The organism is Blautia sp. St.27G3, assembly GCF_059728505.1.
In genome coordinates this window covers 347,222-361,870 of record NZ_BAAGFO010000001.1, presented here as the reverse complement: position 1 = coordinate 361,870, position 14,649 = coordinate 347,222, and the positions used below count along the sequence as shown (strand labels likewise).

18 protein-coding genes are annotated in these 14,649 nt (G+C 41.4%); 14 read left to right on the top strand and 4 right to left on the bottom strand.

Going from position 1 to position 14,649, the window contains the following annotated elements:
- Positions 1-525: 525 nt before the first annotated feature.
- The 4 genes from AC6I2O_RS01570 to AC6I2O_RS01555 all read right to left on the bottom strand — a co-directional run bounded on the left by AC6I2O_RS01570 (position 526) and on the right by AC6I2O_RS01555 (position 2,582).
- The gene (locus AC6I2O_RS01570; RefSeq protein ID WP_497741599.1) at positions 526-1,434 is read right to left on the bottom strand and encodes an IS3 family transposase; all 909 of its coding nucleotides are present in this window, start codon (positions 1,432-1,434) and stop codon (positions 526-528) included.
- Positions 1,431-1,772: a transposase gene (locus AC6I2O_RS01565; RefSeq protein WP_497741598.1), complete on the bottom strand. Its 342-nt coding sequence runs from the start codon at positions 1,770-1,772 to the stop codon at positions 1,431-1,433. Before AC6I2O_RS01565 ends, AC6I2O_RS01570 begins: the two co-directional genes overlap by 4 nt.
- A gap of 161 nt (positions 1,773-1,933) precedes the next feature.
- On the bottom strand, positions 1,934-2,380 hold the full coding sequence (locus AC6I2O_RS01560; RefSeq protein WP_120393823.1) for a hypothetical protein: 447 nt from the start codon (positions 2,378-2,380) through the stop codon (positions 1,934-1,936).
- Positions 2,367-2,582, bottom strand: coding sequence for a helix-turn-helix transcriptional regulator (locus AC6I2O_RS01555; RefSeq protein WP_120393822.1), 216 nt, complete (start codon positions 2,580-2,582; stop codon positions 2,367-2,369). Before AC6I2O_RS01555 ends, AC6I2O_RS01560 begins: the two co-directional genes overlap by 14 nt.
- A gap of 694 nt (positions 2,583-3,276) precedes the next feature.
- Between AC6I2O_RS01555 and AC6I2O_RS01550 the strand changes: the two genes are divergently transcribed.
- The 14 genes from AC6I2O_RS01550 to AC6I2O_RS01485 all read left to right on the top strand — a co-directional run bounded on the left by AC6I2O_RS01550 (position 3,277) and on the right by AC6I2O_RS01485 (position 14,645).
- Positions 3,277-3,537, top strand: a complete 261-nt coding sequence (locus tag AC6I2O_RS01550; RefSeq protein WP_497741597.1) for a hypothetical protein — start codon at positions 3,277-3,279, stop codon at positions 3,535-3,537.
- Positions 3,538-3,539: 2 nt separating this feature from the next.
- On the top strand, positions 3,540-3,803 hold the full coding sequence (locus tag AC6I2O_RS01545) for a type 1 periplasmic-binding domain-containing protein (RefSeq protein WP_120393820.1): 264 nt from the start codon (positions 3,540-3,542) through the stop codon (positions 3,801-3,803).
- A gap of 99 nt (positions 3,804-3,902) precedes the next feature.
- Entirely contained in the window at positions 3,903-4,124 is a 222-nt protein-coding gene (locus tag AC6I2O_RS01540; protein WP_120393819.1) for a hypothetical protein, read from the top strand.
- Positions 4,125-4,335: 211 nt separating this feature from the next.
- The gene (locus AC6I2O_RS01535) at positions 4,336-4,608 is read left to right on the top strand and encodes a CD3324 family protein (RefSeq protein ID WP_120393818.1); all 273 of its coding nucleotides are present in this window, start codon (positions 4,336-4,338) and stop codon (positions 4,606-4,608) included.
- Positions 4,609-4,767: 159 nt separating this feature from the next.
- Positions 4,768-5,148, top strand: a complete 381-nt coding sequence (locus AC6I2O_RS01530) for an alpha/beta fold hydrolase (protein ID WP_497741596.1) — start codon at positions 4,768-4,770, stop codon at positions 5,146-5,148.
- A 201-nt stretch (positions 5,149-5,349) separates the two neighbouring features.
- On the top strand, positions 5,350-5,706 hold the full coding sequence (locus tag AC6I2O_RS01525; protein WP_120393817.1) for a DUF2200 domain-containing protein: 357 nt from the start codon (positions 5,350-5,352) through the stop codon (positions 5,704-5,706).
- 39 nt (positions 5,707-5,745) lie between these two features.
- Positions 5,746-6,036 (top strand): DUF1905 domain-containing protein, encoded by a 291-nt coding sequence (locus AC6I2O_RS01520; RefSeq protein ID WP_120393825.1) that lies wholly within the window; start codon positions 5,746-5,748, stop codon positions 6,034-6,036.
- Positions 6,037-6,049: 13 nt separating this feature from the next.
- Entirely contained in the window at positions 6,050-6,454 is a 405-nt protein-coding gene (locus AC6I2O_RS01515) for an iron chaperone (RefSeq protein ID WP_497741595.1), read from the top strand.
- Between the two features lie 192 nt (positions 6,455-6,646).
- Positions 6,647-8,290 (top strand): sensor histidine kinase, encoded by a 1,644-nt coding sequence (locus AC6I2O_RS01510; protein WP_497741594.1) that lies wholly within the window; start codon positions 6,647-6,649, stop codon positions 8,288-8,290.
- A gap of 33 nt (positions 8,291-8,323) precedes the next feature.
- The gene (locus AC6I2O_RS01505; RefSeq protein ID WP_120393814.1) at positions 8,324-9,043 is read left to right on the top strand and encodes a response regulator transcription factor; all 720 of its coding nucleotides are present in this window, start codon (positions 8,324-8,326) and stop codon (positions 9,041-9,043) included.
- A gap of 157 nt (positions 9,044-9,200) precedes the next feature.
- Entirely contained in the window at positions 9,201-10,673 is a 1,473-nt protein-coding gene (locus AC6I2O_RS01500; RefSeq protein WP_497741593.1) for an ADP-ribosylglycohydrolase family protein, read from the top strand.
- Positions 10,674-10,910: 237 nt separating this feature from the next.
- Entirely contained in the window at positions 10,911-12,065 is a 1,155-nt protein-coding gene (locus AC6I2O_RS01495) for an AAA family ATPase (protein WP_497741592.1), read from the top strand.
- Positions 12,058-13,086 carry a hypothetical protein gene (locus AC6I2O_RS01490; RefSeq protein WP_497741591.1) on the top strand — a complete coding sequence of 343 codons (1,029 nt, stop codon included), beginning with the start codon at positions 12,058-12,060 and terminating at the stop codon, positions 13,084-13,086. The genes AC6I2O_RS01495 and AC6I2O_RS01490 overlap by 8 nt, the downstream gene beginning before the upstream one ends.
- A 50-nt stretch (positions 13,087-13,136) precedes the next feature.
- Positions 13,137-14,645 (top strand): Wadjet anti-phage system protein JetA family protein, encoded by a 1,509-nt coding sequence (locus AC6I2O_RS01485; protein ID WP_120393811.1) that lies wholly within the window; start codon positions 13,137-13,139, stop codon positions 14,643-14,645.
- The last annotated feature ends 4 nt before the right edge of the window (positions 14,646-14,649 follow it).

The window sequence follows — 14,649 nt, the reverse complement described above, 5'->3', positions numbered from 1 at the left end:
TTGCAGGGCAAGGCTTTGAGATTGCTAATTTTCAACACATCAGCCGTGGAAAGACAGCGGTTTGAGAGGAAAGCGATTCGACCCTATCCCCCCGCCCTTTCCCTATCCAGGGAAAGGGGGCGGGTCCCTTCTGGTCACGGTGTCCAGAAGATATACAAAAACACCGCTCCGATTTTTGTCGGAAGCGGTGTTTTGCGTAAGGTTGACAGCCCATTAAATTGTTGTGTTTTTGTATGCTCTTGTTAAGAGAAGATAGCAGAAGAAGATGACGAGAAAGCAGATGCAAAATTGTCGAATCGTTCTTCTATAGCAGTGCTTATTTCATATAAAGGAATAAAACTTTTATTTCCTGGGGACTGTGCAATTCATTTTTTTGAGGACATGCTTCCAGATAAAATAGATATTGTGAAACTCCCTCATCATGGTTCGGGGAAAAATACAGATAAAAATTTTATTCAGAATACCTATGTGAGCTACTGATATTGTCAATATTGGTTGACACTTTTTTTGCAAGGATATCAATGCCTAAGCAGCAGTATCCAGAGCTTCATAATATCTCTGCCGCTTGACCATAGGAGGAAGCCCATCATTGGAAGAGCATATCCTCCTGTTGTTCCAATAACTGATGAAATATCTCCAGATGAGGGTTTTCAGTTCCTCTACTGTCATTTTTTCTGTGTCATGCCTCCCATAGATGAGTTCTTCCTTCATCCGAGCCCACATGCTCTCGCAACGGGCATTGTCATGGCAGCGTCCGCCGGCGCTGTTCATGCTCTGGAGAATGCCATACTTTGCTACTGCCCTGCGGTAGGTCTCACTGGTGTACTGAGATCCACGGTCAGAATGGATGATGGCTCCCCTGAGCGCCGGGTAAGACCGGACCGCATTGGTAAGCGTACGCTCGCATAGTACGGCTTTCATGTTTGTATCCATTGCCATGCCCAGAACTGCAGCATCGAAACAGTCAAATATGGCAGATACATAGAGTTTTCCATCTCTTGCTTTGATCTCGGTTATGTCCGTGATACATTTTTTGAGTGGTTCCCTGGATTTGAAATCCCTTTTCAGCAGGTCCTCAGATTTACGCGCCTCACGATCTGCTTTGGTGATCCCATTTGGTCTGTGTTTCGGGCGATGGCTCAGCCCGATCTCTTCCATGATGCGGTAGACAGTGCGTTCACTGGGAAGGTGGACACCTTCCGTCTGTTTTAAAAGAAGCGCCTGATACATACGGATCCGTCCGTAAGTGTCGTTGCATTCATCCTCAGACACGACTGTCCTCATGGCATCAGCTAACTGCTGGTATTTCCACGGACGGTCTTTGTCTGCCAGATATTTATAAAATCCCTGCCGGGTTACTTTCAGCATCCGGCAGTAGAAAGAAATCTTTCCCTTTATAACGCCGTCCTTGGTTTTTATGGCAAGGAACATCATTCTCTGCCTTTTGCAGACTTCCGACGGCTGGCGGCGAAAAAAGCGCTTGCCTCTTCGAGAAATTCGTTTTCCTCTTTCAGGCGGCGGATTTCCTTTTCCTGCTCCTTGACCTGTCTGCGTAGGAGAGCCAGTTCTTGTGCAAGATTCAAGGCAGTTTCCGGAGTATGTGAGCCGGAACCGACATTCAGTCTTCCCTCTCTGGCAGCCTTTGTCCACGCATATATAGTGTTTTCAGGGATACCTAACTCGGCTGCAGCTTTTGCACCGCCAAGCTCTTTTGCTAATTTTACGGCTTGGATTTTATATTCCATGTCGTATTTCCGTTGTTTTTTTGCCATTGTAGTTGCCTCCTTATTTCTCTTTGATTATACATCAAATCCTTGAGTGTAAGGTGTCAACTAAAATGATACAACATCAGAACAGCAAAGACAAATGGGGCTGTCAACGGTGGGCGAAGTGAAGCCCATTTACTTGCCGTTGACTGGCTCGGTTGGGTTTGCTATTCATACTTCTTTAGCAACTGCTTAAATATTACGATACCTATTACAATTTGAAATAATAAATAGCCGCCCAGATATAGCACTATTAAGCGTGAATTATCAATGATTTCAAGTTGTCCCAGTATGAAGAAAATGATTATTGAAATACTAACTGTCATAAGCCCGATAGCATACGCATAGCGCCCGGATTTATCTCTTAATTTTGATTTTAATTCATCGTGAAGTTCAATTTTTTCATTTTCTATTTTTTCTTGATAACGCTCTTTGTTTTTAGATGTACTCCAATAGAAGTATTTACAGGTCATAAAAATACCAGAAGAGATAGTTGCGGCAGCAAAACCAATAAGCAAACTGTCCAGCACACTATCAGTCAGTAGTGCTACACCCAAAAGAATAATGCCTGTCAAAACAAACAAAATACCCTCTAATAAATTACCTTTTTTCATCTTTGCAACTCCTTTCATGAATAAAAATATCTTCAATTTGCTTACCGAAAAAATCTGATATTGTAAAAGCTAATTCTAAAGAGGGATTATATTTCCCCGTTTCTATTGAACTGACAGTTTGTCTTGAAACTTTAAGTGCTTTTGCAAAATCTTCTTGATTCATGCCTAACCTTTTTCGTAATTCTTCAACCCTGTTTTCCAAATAATGTCACCCCCTGTTTTGACAAGGTTCTTTTACATTTCCATTATAGCAGCATAGGGCGGTTTTGTCAAGGTTCCTTTACAAAAGTTTTTCTTATAATCTGTATAGAATAGTGGGGGGGCTACCTAATTAAAATCATTGCGCCACTGTCTCCCCCTCACCTTTGGGACAAAATGTCTCAAAGCACAGCCGTCCATGTTAGCTTTTGTGGAACGAATAGGGCGCAGGACATATAAACATACCACCCCCCTGCTGAACGCGCCCGGAAACCCTTGATACAAGCGGCTTTCAAACGCCTAAATACTAACAGTCCAGCCGTGGAAAATAAGCGGTTTTTACAGCGCGTTCAACCCTATCCCCCGCCCTTTCCCATTCATGGGAAAGGGGGCGGCTCTGGAGGATATACCACCAGAGCCCCTATGTAAAAATGCGCGGGGACAACGATTGCTTTGGGACATTTTGTCTCAAAGTTACCATGCGATAATTCAGACTTTTCGGGTGGAATGGCCGGGGTCTGCTGGGGGCCGCCTTGATAACCAAAACAGGGCGGCCCCCAGTGGACTCTGGCCATATCGCGCAGAAAACCGCCCCATTTTCAAGGACGGCTTTCTGCGTAATGTGATAGTTTCAATCTGTTTTCTTGTGTTTTCGTCAAAAACCTTGCGTTTTCGTGTTCCTAATAAGAGTTAATCATATGGATACAGTGTATTACGATAATATTTGGTATGTATTGAATTTGTGTGGAAATATTGGAGCTCTTATAGGGAGTGATAGCTATAAAACAGGTTTAATAAAATTGAGTAATGTAGAGGTTGAAAATATCTATGAAAAAGATGTCTATGAAAAATATATAGCTCCCAAAATAGAAATGCAGAAAGACACAGCAGAAACAGAAGCAGCAACAGAAAAAGCAACAGAAGCAGAAATAGAGACTGAGGAAGCTGTGATTGATTAGAGATGGCTGCATTGGTGATCGGTGTAGACGGTCTTGGCGGTAATTTTTTTAACGACAGCATGAAGGCCGGTATGGACGAGGGTGCTGATAAGAACCAGTGTCTGCTTGATCCGGATGTTATTATGGTTTCCGGTATTCGTCTGGTAGACGTTACAATCTGCAACGGTATCGGTGCAGCAATTGAGGGTACGCTGGAAGGCGGAAGTACAACAGAAGGTTTGGCTGAGGGGGCACTGGCTTATACGTATGAAGGTATCAGGAAGTAAGGAAATAACAAAAAAACTTAAGAAAAAGGCACTTGAAAATCCCGTAGAATAAAGGTAAACTGCGAAAATAAAACCAGTATACAAAAAAGGGGGAAAAATATGTTTACAGCATTGTTTGCATTTCTTATGATCGTAGTATTTGGAAAGTTGTTTCTGTGGGGAATCAAAGCAAGCTGGGGGATTACAAAGCTGGTGTGCAGCGTTGTAGTGTTGCCGCTCATTTTGATTGGACTGGTAATAGGCGGGCTGTTAGTAGTGGCGCTTCCGATTCTTTTGGTGGTTGGGGCAGTGTCGCTGTTCTGTTTCAGAAAACCGTGGTAAATTCGAGGGCAAGGAGACAGGAGGGGATCAGCTGATTGCAGTGGCAGATTCCAACATGATTGATTTTTATATGAATGAGCACTATACTTATAACATTAAAGTAAAGGAGATAACACGTTATGGCAGTTAATAAGATAGATGCATAGCAAAGGCTATGTCTGAAAACTAATATAGCCTTTGCTAATTCTAAAGAAATCTTAGGAGGTGCACATTGGGCTATTACAAAGCAACGGATGTTTTGCCGCCAAAAATACTGGAAATTTTGCAAGATTATATTGATGGAGAATATATGTACATTCCGCGAAAACCAGAAAATCGAAAGTTTTGGGGGCAACAGACAGACTGTAAAAAAGTGTTTTCTGAGCGCAACATTCAGATTTATAAAGACTATCAAAATGGAATGTCACTTACTCAATTAGCAGATAAATATTTTCTCGTTGAAAAAAGTATCCAGAGAATTATCAGGCAGGAAAAGCAGAAATAATTTCAGGTGTGCCATATTTATGTGGCACACCTTTTTTCTGAAAGGATTTCGTGGTAGGCCTATTATGTTATAAAAAATATAATGTATTTATCAAAAAAAGAGAGGAGAGCAATATGCCATATTTTGAATACGATTTAAATAAAATTTATTTATGAAGAAATGGGAACTGGATTTCCAACTATTTTTCTTCATGGAAATACTGCTTCTTCCAAAATGTTCGCAAATATAACTCCTTTATTTTCATCAAACTTCCATGTAGTTCTTCTGGATTTTGCCGGGAATGGATATTCTGATAGGCTTGGTTGTTTTCCAACAGATTTATGGTATGAGGAAGCCTTACAAGTAATCAGGTTAATTGAAGTCAAGAATTACAAAAAAGTAAATTTGATAGGTACGAGCGGCGGTGCGTTAGTTGCAATCAATGTCGCTCTTGAACGTCCTGATTTAGTAAATAAAATAGTTGCAGATAGCTTTGAGGGAGAATTTGCGCTTGATCATTTTGCTTCCATATATTCAAATCAGGGAATCACCCAGCAATGATTTCCAATGCAACTAATTTTGCAAATCTTGTAACAGAGTTTTTGAATGAATAAAAATATTGGATGATTCAGCAGCCGAAAACCGACGGAGAGCTTGCTAAATTGCATGGTATGGGATATGATGATTTGACAATAGGAATAGAAAGAAAACGTGATTATTATCTGTCATATAGATGCTGTAGTGAGGAGAAAGGAACGATCTATGAATTCAGAAAAAGTATACGCAATGAGTTTTGCCAAAGTTTATCCGCTGCTGGTTGCCAAGGCAGAGCGAAAGGGACGGACTGCAGATGAGGTAAATGAGATTATTTGTTGGCTGACTGGTTATAATGAAGAAGAAATACAACATGCAATCAAAGAGGCAGTTGCTTACAGGGACTTTTTTCAGAATGCCCCTGCACTAAATCCGAACAGAAGGTTGATAAAAGGAGTTATCTGCGGGGTTCGCGTAGAGTCGATCGACGATCCGCTTATGCAGGAAATCAGATATTTGGACAAGATGGTGGATGAATTGGCAAAGGGAAAGACGATGGATAAAATTTTACGCATAGAAAGCTAGAAAATGAATCTGAAAAGATTGGAAGGAGAAGCTGCGGTTATGGAGAGAAAACGATATGAGTTTCAGGCAGAGATAGAAGCTGTACCGGATAAAGGCGGTGCATATATCCGTTTTCCGTATGATATACGGGAGGAATTTGGGAAAGGGAGAGTAAAGGTAAATGTAACCTTTGATGGTGAGGCATACTGTGGAAGTATTGTGAACATGGGGGTAAAAAACGAGGATGGTTCTGTCTGTTATATCATCGGAATCCGGAAAGATATTCGCAACAAAATAGGAAAACAGCCTGGTGACACGGTTTGTGTTACAGTTGAGGCTGTTGAGATATGACCAGGGAGGAAACATGATGTGGAAATGTCCGAAATGCGGCCGTACGTTTAAACATACAAATCAGGATCATTATTGTGGTGTGGCTCCGGCTACGATTGAAGAATATATCGAGCGTCAGTCAGAGGAGGTACAGCCATATCTGTGGAAAATAAAGGAAACAATTCATGCTGCAATTCCCGATGCAATTGAAAAAATAGCATGGAGCATGCCTACTTACTGGAAAGGACACAATTTGATTCAGTTTGCAGCTTTTAAAAAGCACATTGGGGTGTATCCCGGGCCGGAGGCAGTAGAAAAGTTTGCAGACAGGCTCATGGAATATAAAACAAGCAAAGGTGCCATCCAGTTTCCTTATGAGAAGCCAATGCCTCTGGAATTCATTGCAGAGATTGCAAAATGGTGTGAAACAGGGGATTGAGCGACAACTTGGATTGCACGTTATTTGAGAAAAAATGAAGAAACTATGGAGAAAGAAATTGTTCCCCGGTCTTGGTGTTAAGATCGGGGAATTTTTGTGATTTTTGTTACAGACGGGGATTTGAGCGGAAACTTAAAATAAATTTATAAAAAAGATACAGCATTTCTGCAAAGATCAGAAAAGAGGAACGCTATGAGAAAACAAAAGGAAAAAACGTTGTATGCCAGGATCACAAAGCCGGTGCAAATGCTCTGGGTGGGCGCAATTGTACTGATGATGATTCTTATGGAAGTGTTTATTCATGGCGCTTTTCAGCCAACGATTCAGGAGCTCAGCCTGGATATGCTGGAGTCGAAGGCAAACAGTATTTCTGTATTTTTGGACGCTCAGATGAGTCAGCTGATCAAATTCGGAGAAATGCTTGACACGTGGGATGGCAGGGAAGCGTGTATACGTGAACTGCGGACCGCGAATCAGGTGAAGGAAGAATTTGGTATTATCGGCCTTGTAGCTAGAAATGGAACGTGCTTTTCAACAGGCGGCGATTCGTTTTCCATAGCCGGAGAGAGCTACTATCAGCAGGCAGTCCGCAAAGGCCTTACGCGTGTGCTTTCTGCGCCGATGCAGATGAAGAATACGGACGGAACTTATATTGTCATGCTGGCAGCGCTTCGCAATGATACGGAGGATATGGAATACATTCTGGGCGCAGTTTCCGTTACCGCAGTCAGGCAGATGATGGAACAGTCGAATACGTTTGATTTCTGTACAAAGATTGTGCGCGATGAAGACGGTTACGCGGCAGTGCAGGTAGGAAAATCTGTTAAAGACGAGGAGAAGGTTCAGGAGTACAGTAAGCCTGTAAAAAAATGGCCAGGCTGGAGTCTTGTGCTGGAAATTCCTTCCTCTTTTTTCTTCCGGGAAATGAATATACTGACAGGAGCTGTCGTGTGCGTGGCAGTCTGTATTCTGGTGGTCGTTATCTTTTTGCTGAAACGGATTACCAACAGGGCTGTGGTACCGCTGAAGCGTCTTACTGAGGCTATGGAAGACCGAAATCTGCGTCAGCTAGAACAGTATAAAGGAAGTGCGAACACGCTGGAAATCAAACAGCTTGCGGAAAGCTTTAACCGGATGGTGGCGAATACAGAGAATCTGATGCAAAAGCTGGAGCAGGAGGAGCTGAAAAAGAAAGACGCAGAATATGAAGCTCTGATTCAGCAGATCAAACCGCATTTTCTTTATAATACACTGGAGACGATACAGTCGATGTGCCTGGATTACGAGGATGACAGAGTGGAAAACGCCATAGGGCTGGTGGCGGATTTTTTCCGGAGCAGTCTGAATCACGGCCGCTTTTGGGTGCCATTGCAGGCTGAGCTGCATCAGGTGGAGGATTATCTGAAAATACAGATGCTGCGGTATGAGGAACAGTTTGACTATGAAATCGTAAATATGGCCGGGGATACGATTCCATTTATGCGTTTTACTCTTCAGCCGATTGTGGAAAATGCTATTTATCATGGGGTGAAGCGCAGCAGCAGGAAAGAGAGAATACGTATTTTTTGTACCACAGAAGGCGCATATCTGAAAATCAAGGTGGAAAATACGTGCGAGGCGTACGACAGGAAAAAGATAGAATGGCTCAATGACTTGTTTTCTACAGATGTTGATGCGTCAAAGTATCCAGGATATGGGCTGTACAATGTGAATTGCAGATTAAAGCTTCATTTTGGGAAGACCGGCTGTCTGCGGATTTGTGGTACTGAGAATGGGGTATGCGTGACTGTACGGCATCCGATTTTACAAGAAGGGGAACTATCATGCCGTCCATAGGAAAAACGGAAGAGGACGAAGGGGGATGCAGGGATGAATATACTGATTGTAGACGATGAAAAACTGGTACGTGAAGGGATTGAAAAACGTATACGGAAATATGGTTATCCGGTAAAATGTATTTTCCAGGCAGCCTATGCCAGGCAGGCGATGGAAATTCTGGAACAGAACCCGGTGAATCTTGTATTTGTGGATATTAATATGCCTTTTATGAATGGGTTGGATTTTGTGGAAAAGTATCAGGATAGCGGTATTATTTTTGTGATTGTCAGTGGTTATGATAATTTTTCCTATGCGCAGCGTGCGATTTGCCTGAATGTGTTCCGGTACATATTAAAACCGATACAGCAGAAAGAATTTCAGGAGGTTATGGATGAGGTTTTGAAACAGCTGCAGCACACACAGGAACGCCATGAATACGGCTCTCTGGCCGGTGAGATCATGTCGTGTATCAGAGACAATCTGGCAGATACGGGATTCTCACTGGGAAGCTGCGCGGCTATTTTGCAGATATCAGAGAGCAGCATCAGCAAAACTCTGAAAAAGAATGTGGGAACTGGTTTTACGGATTTGCTGAACCGGCAGAGGATTGAGTATGCGGCCCGCTTGATTGAACAGAGTGACGGAAAAATACGCAGCTCGTCTTTGGCTGGCCAGTGTGGTTTTGTATCACAGCAGTATTTCAGTGTGGTATTCAAAAAAATCATGGGAATGACGCCGAGCCAGTATAAGGAAAATGTAGCAGAAAAGTAAATATGCAGGATTCCGGAATTTTAAACAAAAATACGTTCATTTGAAAACCTTTTTCTTTAAATTTGAACTAAAATAGAGTCATGAAAGAGATCTTAACGTTAAGAAACAGCTTTTGAGGACCTAATCGAGTATGAAAACTTATGAAGGAGGAAACAGGATGAAACGGAAACAGGCAATGAGTATTTTCATGGCAACAGCACTTTGTATGGGTATGCCGCAGCTGGCATTTGCACAGGAAGCAGCAGGAGAAAGTATTACATTTTCAGAGGAAGAAATTCTCAACAAAATGAAAGGCGGCTGGGTCGGCGAGATGGCTGGCGTGACGTGGGCGGCCCCGACGGAATTTTATGATTTCGGTAAGTTTTTTGAGATTGATCCGGATATGACGATTATTCCAGATGACCTGGTACCGGAATGGACACCTGAGACGATTAATGATGCGTTTAACCAGGATGACCTGTATGTGGACGTAACGTTTCTAGACTGCCTGAAAGAGAACGGAACACAGACAGACTGGAGTGTGTATGGAAAGTATTTCGGAGAATCCCAGTACCGTCTGTGGCATGCAAACCGGTGGGGACGTGACAACGTGCGTGCGGGAATCGACGCGCCCTGGTCAGGCCACTATTCGAACACGCTGCATGCCGATGATATTGACTGGCAGATTGAGTGCGATGCGATTGGAATGGCATGTCTGGCCATGCCGGAGGCAGCAAAGGATCTGGCATGGAAGATCGGTCATGTCATGAATTATGGCGATGGTGTATACGGGGGCGTTTTCGTTTCTACCATGTATGCTAAGGCGTTTACAGCGACGAGCATTGAGGAGATTATTCAGGCCGGCATGAATGCAATTCCGCAGGACAGTCAGTTCTGGCAGACGCAGAATGCTGTGCTGGAGTGCAAGGAAAACGGCATGACTTGGGAAGAGGCAAGAGAGTATGTTGCAGACAACTATTCGAATCCGCGCTGCCCGAACAGTCTGTACAATGAAGACAAGTTTAATATTGATGCGAAAATAAACTCCGCATGGATTACACTTGGTCTTGTATATGGCGAGGGAGATATTGAACAGTCCATGTATATTTCTATGCGTTGTGGCGGTGACAGCGATTGTAACCCGGCATCAGTAGGCGGTATTCTGGGATGCTATTACGGATATGATGCATTTGAAGAGAAATGGACGTCCGCGATTGACTGGGATGGCATGCAGTTTGAGTACACGGATTATACACTGAATACGGCAATTGAAGCAAATATGGACGCTGCGAGACAGGTAGTGGAAGCGTATGGCGGAAGCATTGAAAACGGTGTATGGACCATTCCGGCAAGCGATACAGAAGGCATAATTATTCTGGAACAGTGGCCGAAAGAATTGAATGAGGCTCCCGAGTTTGACTATGTAGTTTCGACAAATGGCGAAGGCAGAACGGTATACTTTGAAGCAAAGGCAACAGATGCAGACGGCATCGGCGACTACCAGTGGTTCTTTGATGATCTGTCCTTTGCAAACGGACAGAGTGTATCACACACTTACCGGGAAGACGGCGCTTATACGGTACTGTGTTACGTGACAGATGGAATCGGAAATACGAGCTGGCGTCAGATTGACATTCTGGTACATGAATAAGAGCTGGATCTTGTTTACTTTCTTTTTCTAAAAAAATTGTTGTAATAAAAAATGAGAAGGGCCCTGTGCGGATGATGCATGGGGCTCTTTTCATTTTTTGATTAAAAGATGTGTAATCTGGAGATTATAAATTATGCCGTAATTTTTTTACGGATAATAGTTGCACAGAAACATAAGTTCGTTTATACTATAATTTAATAGTACCATGCTATAAGTTCAGAAAGGGCAGTATGAGACATGTTGAAAAGATTTGTATTAAAAAATTATAAAAACTTTAAAGAACAGATATGTATTGACTTTGAAGATATTGCGGGGTATCAATTCAGCTCAGACTGTATTACAGAAGGTATCATCAGTAAAATGCTGATCTATGGCAGAAACGCTACCGGAAAAACGAATTTGGGAAAGGCTCTTATTGATATATGTTCTACTATGTTTCGCAGTCCAGGATACATGAGAGAAGGAAATTTCCTGAATGCAGATGCAAAAGAAAATTCAGCAATGTTTTCCTACACTTTTCAATTTGAAGGTAGAGAATTGATATATCGATATAATCGTTTTTCAGCGAATGTACTACAATATGAGGAATTAGTGATAGACGGAACAAATATTTTTAATTGTGATTTTATGAGTCAAACGTATAATTTTGATAATTTGAAGTACGTTGGTGCGGAAACAGCTAATATAGAAAGATACTTAGTGTCTCTCAATGATGGAGAAGAAATGGATGAAGCTGTGAACACTAAGCTTCCGTTTTTAAGATGGCTGATCAGTAACGTGGCTTTAGAAAATGATTCTATTTTAATCAGGATGGCTAACTATGTCCGAAGAATGACTATGATTACAGCAAATCATGCTACAATGCTTCGTACAAGAAGTTTCAATGATAATTTTTGTGAATTTTTAGAAAAAACACAACGGGTACAGGATCTACAGGATTTTCTGAACGCAATGGGAATTAAATGTAAATTGAAATTAAAGATACTTCCAGACGGGCAAAGAGAATTGTATTTTGCACATGAAAAATTGGTATCGTTTTTTGAAAATGCCTCAAGCGGTACTTTGGCTTTGGTTCATTTATATCGAAGAGTTATATCTGTAGCATCGGATTCTTCCTTATTATATTTAGATGAATTTGATGCATTTTATCATTACGAAATGGCTGAAAATGTGGTTAAATTTTTAAAAAGGAAATATCCGGGCTGTCAGGTCATAATGACGTCGCATAATACAAATCTTATGACAAACAGGCTAATGCGTCCGGATTGTTTATTTATATTATCACGAGAAGGAAAATTAACTGCACTTTGTAAAGCTACGTTAAGAGAGCTGAGAGAAGGACATAATCTGGAGAAGATGTATATCAGTGGGGAATTTGAAAAATATGAGTGATTATATAGTAGGAATGAGACAAAGGAATCAAAGCTTGCTGATAGTAGAAGGAAATCATGAGAAAAATAAGCTGTTTTGGTTAATTTTTAACTGTTTTCCAGAGATGAATATTCATATGGACGACATCTGGATTTACGGAACTAATATTTATCTGCTTTATGACGATATTGAAAAAGAATACGGCACTGGTTGGGGAGAACTGAATGATGATATAGACCTGCCATTTGTGATAAGCAAAAAGCAGCATATGGACGAACTTTGCTATAAAGAAAATTTTACAAATATTTTTATAGTATTTGATTATGAGCGCCATGATGTTAATTTTTCAGAAGAGAAAATAGTAAAAATGCAGAAATATTTTTATGACGAAACAGATATGGGCAAGCTTTACATTAACTATCCTATGATAGAATCTTATCAGCATTTACGAGTATTGCCGGATTATGAATACATTGATAAAAAAATACCCGTATCTTTACAGCCAGGAAAAGAATACAAGACTTTGGTTAAAGAAGAAACAGCAATTGCTAAACTTGTTGAATTTCCACATAGACTTGAGGACTTGCTGAATAGGCATTTTGGAATTTGTGACGTGCAGAAGAGACGAAAATGTTGTAAAAGGATTTTAGATATTTCTGATGAACAAAATTTGGAGAATAAAATTCAAAATATATTGTATGGAGTAATAGAGCATGGAAATTTACAAACAGCAAAATATCAGCTTAGGGACAAGATAACCAGGGCTGAATATGTGCATAATGGACAGACATATTGGGAGTTTATGCGGAGGATTTTTAAACAGATTATCTGTCATAACATATGTAAAGCAAGTAAGATACAAAATAATCAATACCCAATAGAGAATGAAACATACAGGCAGAAGTTTGAAACACTGGATTTAATAAAGATTCTGAAAGTACAAAATATTGCCAGCCGGGATGTTGAGACGGGATTTATTTGGGTGTTGAATACATGTATATTTTTAGTGGCAGAATATAATTTTGCCTTAGTGATGGAATGATTTGAATGAAAAGGAATAGATTTATTGTTCTGTATTTGTGAGGTGAAACCGTGAATTTTTTTGACTACATAAAAAATGATTCGTTTTTTAAGCCATTGACTCTGAAGTACCGGAGAATCTACTACGACTGCATTCAGATCCTGATTGAAAAGATGAAAGAACTGCCTGTGTTGTACGAATCGGATGCAAAAGACAGTATTACGGTTTATCTGAAAAATGCAGAGATCGACAGGACAAATCGAGATACATCGATCAGTTTGAATAGACTAGCAGCAGGTACATCCGAGACAAATGCGATATCAGATGAAACCGTACCGGCGGAAGATACCGGGGCAGAGCTGCAGGCGCCGGAGATTCTTTCTTTGTTTCGCGAATGTGGGTGGGTTCTTCCGCGGGAAATCGGACGAAACGGAGAGTATGTCGTGAATATTTCGACGGATTGCCGGCGTTTTATGGATTTCCTGAGAAAGATGACGGAAAAGACAGGGGAAGGCATGATGTCGAACCGTATTTTTTCCATGTATGAAATTGTAAAGTCTGCCTTTGAGGAGGATTCTGTACGAAAGGAAAGGCCGTATACGAATATTCTTGTCCCGTTAATTGACAATGAAACGGAATTGAAAAACGAGCTTACTGATTTGAAGGACAGTATCTCCGGCATTATGAAAGCGATCATTGTGTTTCAGGATATCAACAGCTTTGGGCAATTTATTATGAAAGACGAGATGCTGGACCGCTTTTTCAGCGAATACTTTTTTGTGAAGAACAACGGCCTGATTCCCACGCAGATTTCGTACATAAAAGCAAAGCTGCGCATACTGAGGCAGGATGAGCTGTGCGGGAAGATGGTAAAGGAATGTGCAGAAAAGCTTCAACTGGGCCATGAAGAGGCACAGGAGCGTGTGGAAGCATATTTCGCGGAGTTGCAATATTTTTTAAGCGTTGAATACGAGGCCAATATGGAGCTAATTGACAGCCGGATCAATAATTACTACAATCTTGCCAATACAAGAATTATGCTGATGGCAAGCAACGGCGTCAGATTAGAAGCAGTGCTCAATGATTTTTTAAACACCATATCGAAACTTCCGGAAGAAGCGCAGGATGCTGCCATGGAAAAGGTGGCGGACTGTATGCGTATTATGAACCAGAAATACGTTGGGGTGAAATCATTCGAAAAGAATAAGCGGGTGAAAAATGAAGGCGAAAATATCGGACTTGTCACTGAGGAACTGTCAGAGGAAGAAAAAAGGATACAGACAGAAAGACTGTATCAAAGCTCGCCCAACCGGTATTCCGTTGAAAGGGTAGGCAGTTTTCTGGATGCACAGCTGGGCAGCGAAAAGAGAATAAGCGTGAAGGAAAAAATGATTCAGACCAAAGAAGAGATTCTGATGTATGCGGCGGCGATGCTATATGCAGAAAATAAAGAGTTTCCGTATGAACTTCAGTGGTCGGATGAGACAGTAAAAACATTGCTGGCGGATATTACGAATGTGACTGTGGCCAGAAAAAGTGGTCTGAGAACCGAGAAAGCAGTCAAAAAGCAGAGAAGATAGTTCA

What these genes read in the sequence shown, in the direction of transcription:
- AC6I2O_RS01540 (WP_120393819.1), top strand. Translation starts at nt 3,903, where the DNA reads ATGTTTACAGCATTGTTTGCATTTCTTATGATCGTAGTATTTGGAAAG.
- AC6I2O_RS01525 (WP_120393817.1), top strand. Translation starts at nt 5,350, where the DNA reads ATGAATTCAGAAAAAGTATACGCAATGAGTTTTGCCAAAGTTTATCCG.
- AC6I2O_RS01565 (WP_497741598.1), bottom strand. Translation starts at nt 1,772, where the DNA reads ATGGCAAAAAAACAACGGAAATACGACATGGAATATAAAATCCAAGCC.
- AC6I2O_RS01495 (WP_497741592.1), top strand. Translation starts at nt 10,911, where the DNA reads ATGTTGAAAAGATTTGTATTAAAAAATTATAAAAACTTTAAAGAACAG.
- AC6I2O_RS01505 (WP_120393814.1), top strand. Translation starts at nt 8,324, where the DNA reads ATGAATATACTGATTGTAGACGATGAAAAACTGGTACGTGAAGGGATT.
- AC6I2O_RS01520 (WP_120393825.1), top strand. Translation starts at nt 5,746, where the DNA reads ATGGAGAGAAAACGATATGAGTTTCAGGCAGAGATAGAAGCTGTACCG.
- AC6I2O_RS01530 (WP_497741596.1), top strand. Translation starts at nt 4,768, where the DNA reads ATGGGAACTGGATTTCCAACTATTTTTCTTCATGGAAATACTGCTTCT.
- AC6I2O_RS01515 (WP_497741595.1), top strand. Translation starts at nt 6,050, where the DNA reads ATGATGTGGAAATGTCCGAAATGCGGCCGTACGTTTAAACATACAAAT.
- AC6I2O_RS01570 (WP_497741599.1), bottom strand. Translation starts at nt 1,434, where the DNA reads ATGATGTTCCTTGCCATAAAAACCAAGGACGGCGTTATAAAGGGAAAG.
- AC6I2O_RS01500 (WP_497741593.1), top strand. Translation starts at nt 9,201, where the DNA reads ATGAAACGGAAACAGGCAATGAGTATTTTCATGGCAACAGCACTTTGT.
- AC6I2O_RS01560 (WP_120393823.1), bottom strand. Translation starts at nt 2,380, where the DNA reads ATGAAAAAAGGTAATTTATTAGAGGGTATTTTGTTTGTTTTGACAGGC.
- AC6I2O_RS01510 (WP_497741594.1), top strand. Translation starts at nt 6,647, where the DNA reads ATGAGAAAACAAAAGGAAAAAACGTTGTATGCCAGGATCACAAAGCCG.
- AC6I2O_RS01545 (WP_120393820.1), top strand. Translation starts at nt 3,540, where the DNA reads ATGGCTGCATTGGTGATCGGTGTAGACGGTCTTGGCGGTAATTTTTTT.
- AC6I2O_RS01490 (WP_497741591.1), top strand. Translation starts at nt 12,058, where the DNA reads ATGAGTGATTATATAGTAGGAATGAGACAAAGGAATCAAAGCTTGCTG.
- AC6I2O_RS01550 (WP_497741597.1), top strand. Translation starts at nt 3,277, where the DNA reads ATGGATACAGTGTATTACGATAATATTTGGTATGTATTGAATTTGTGT.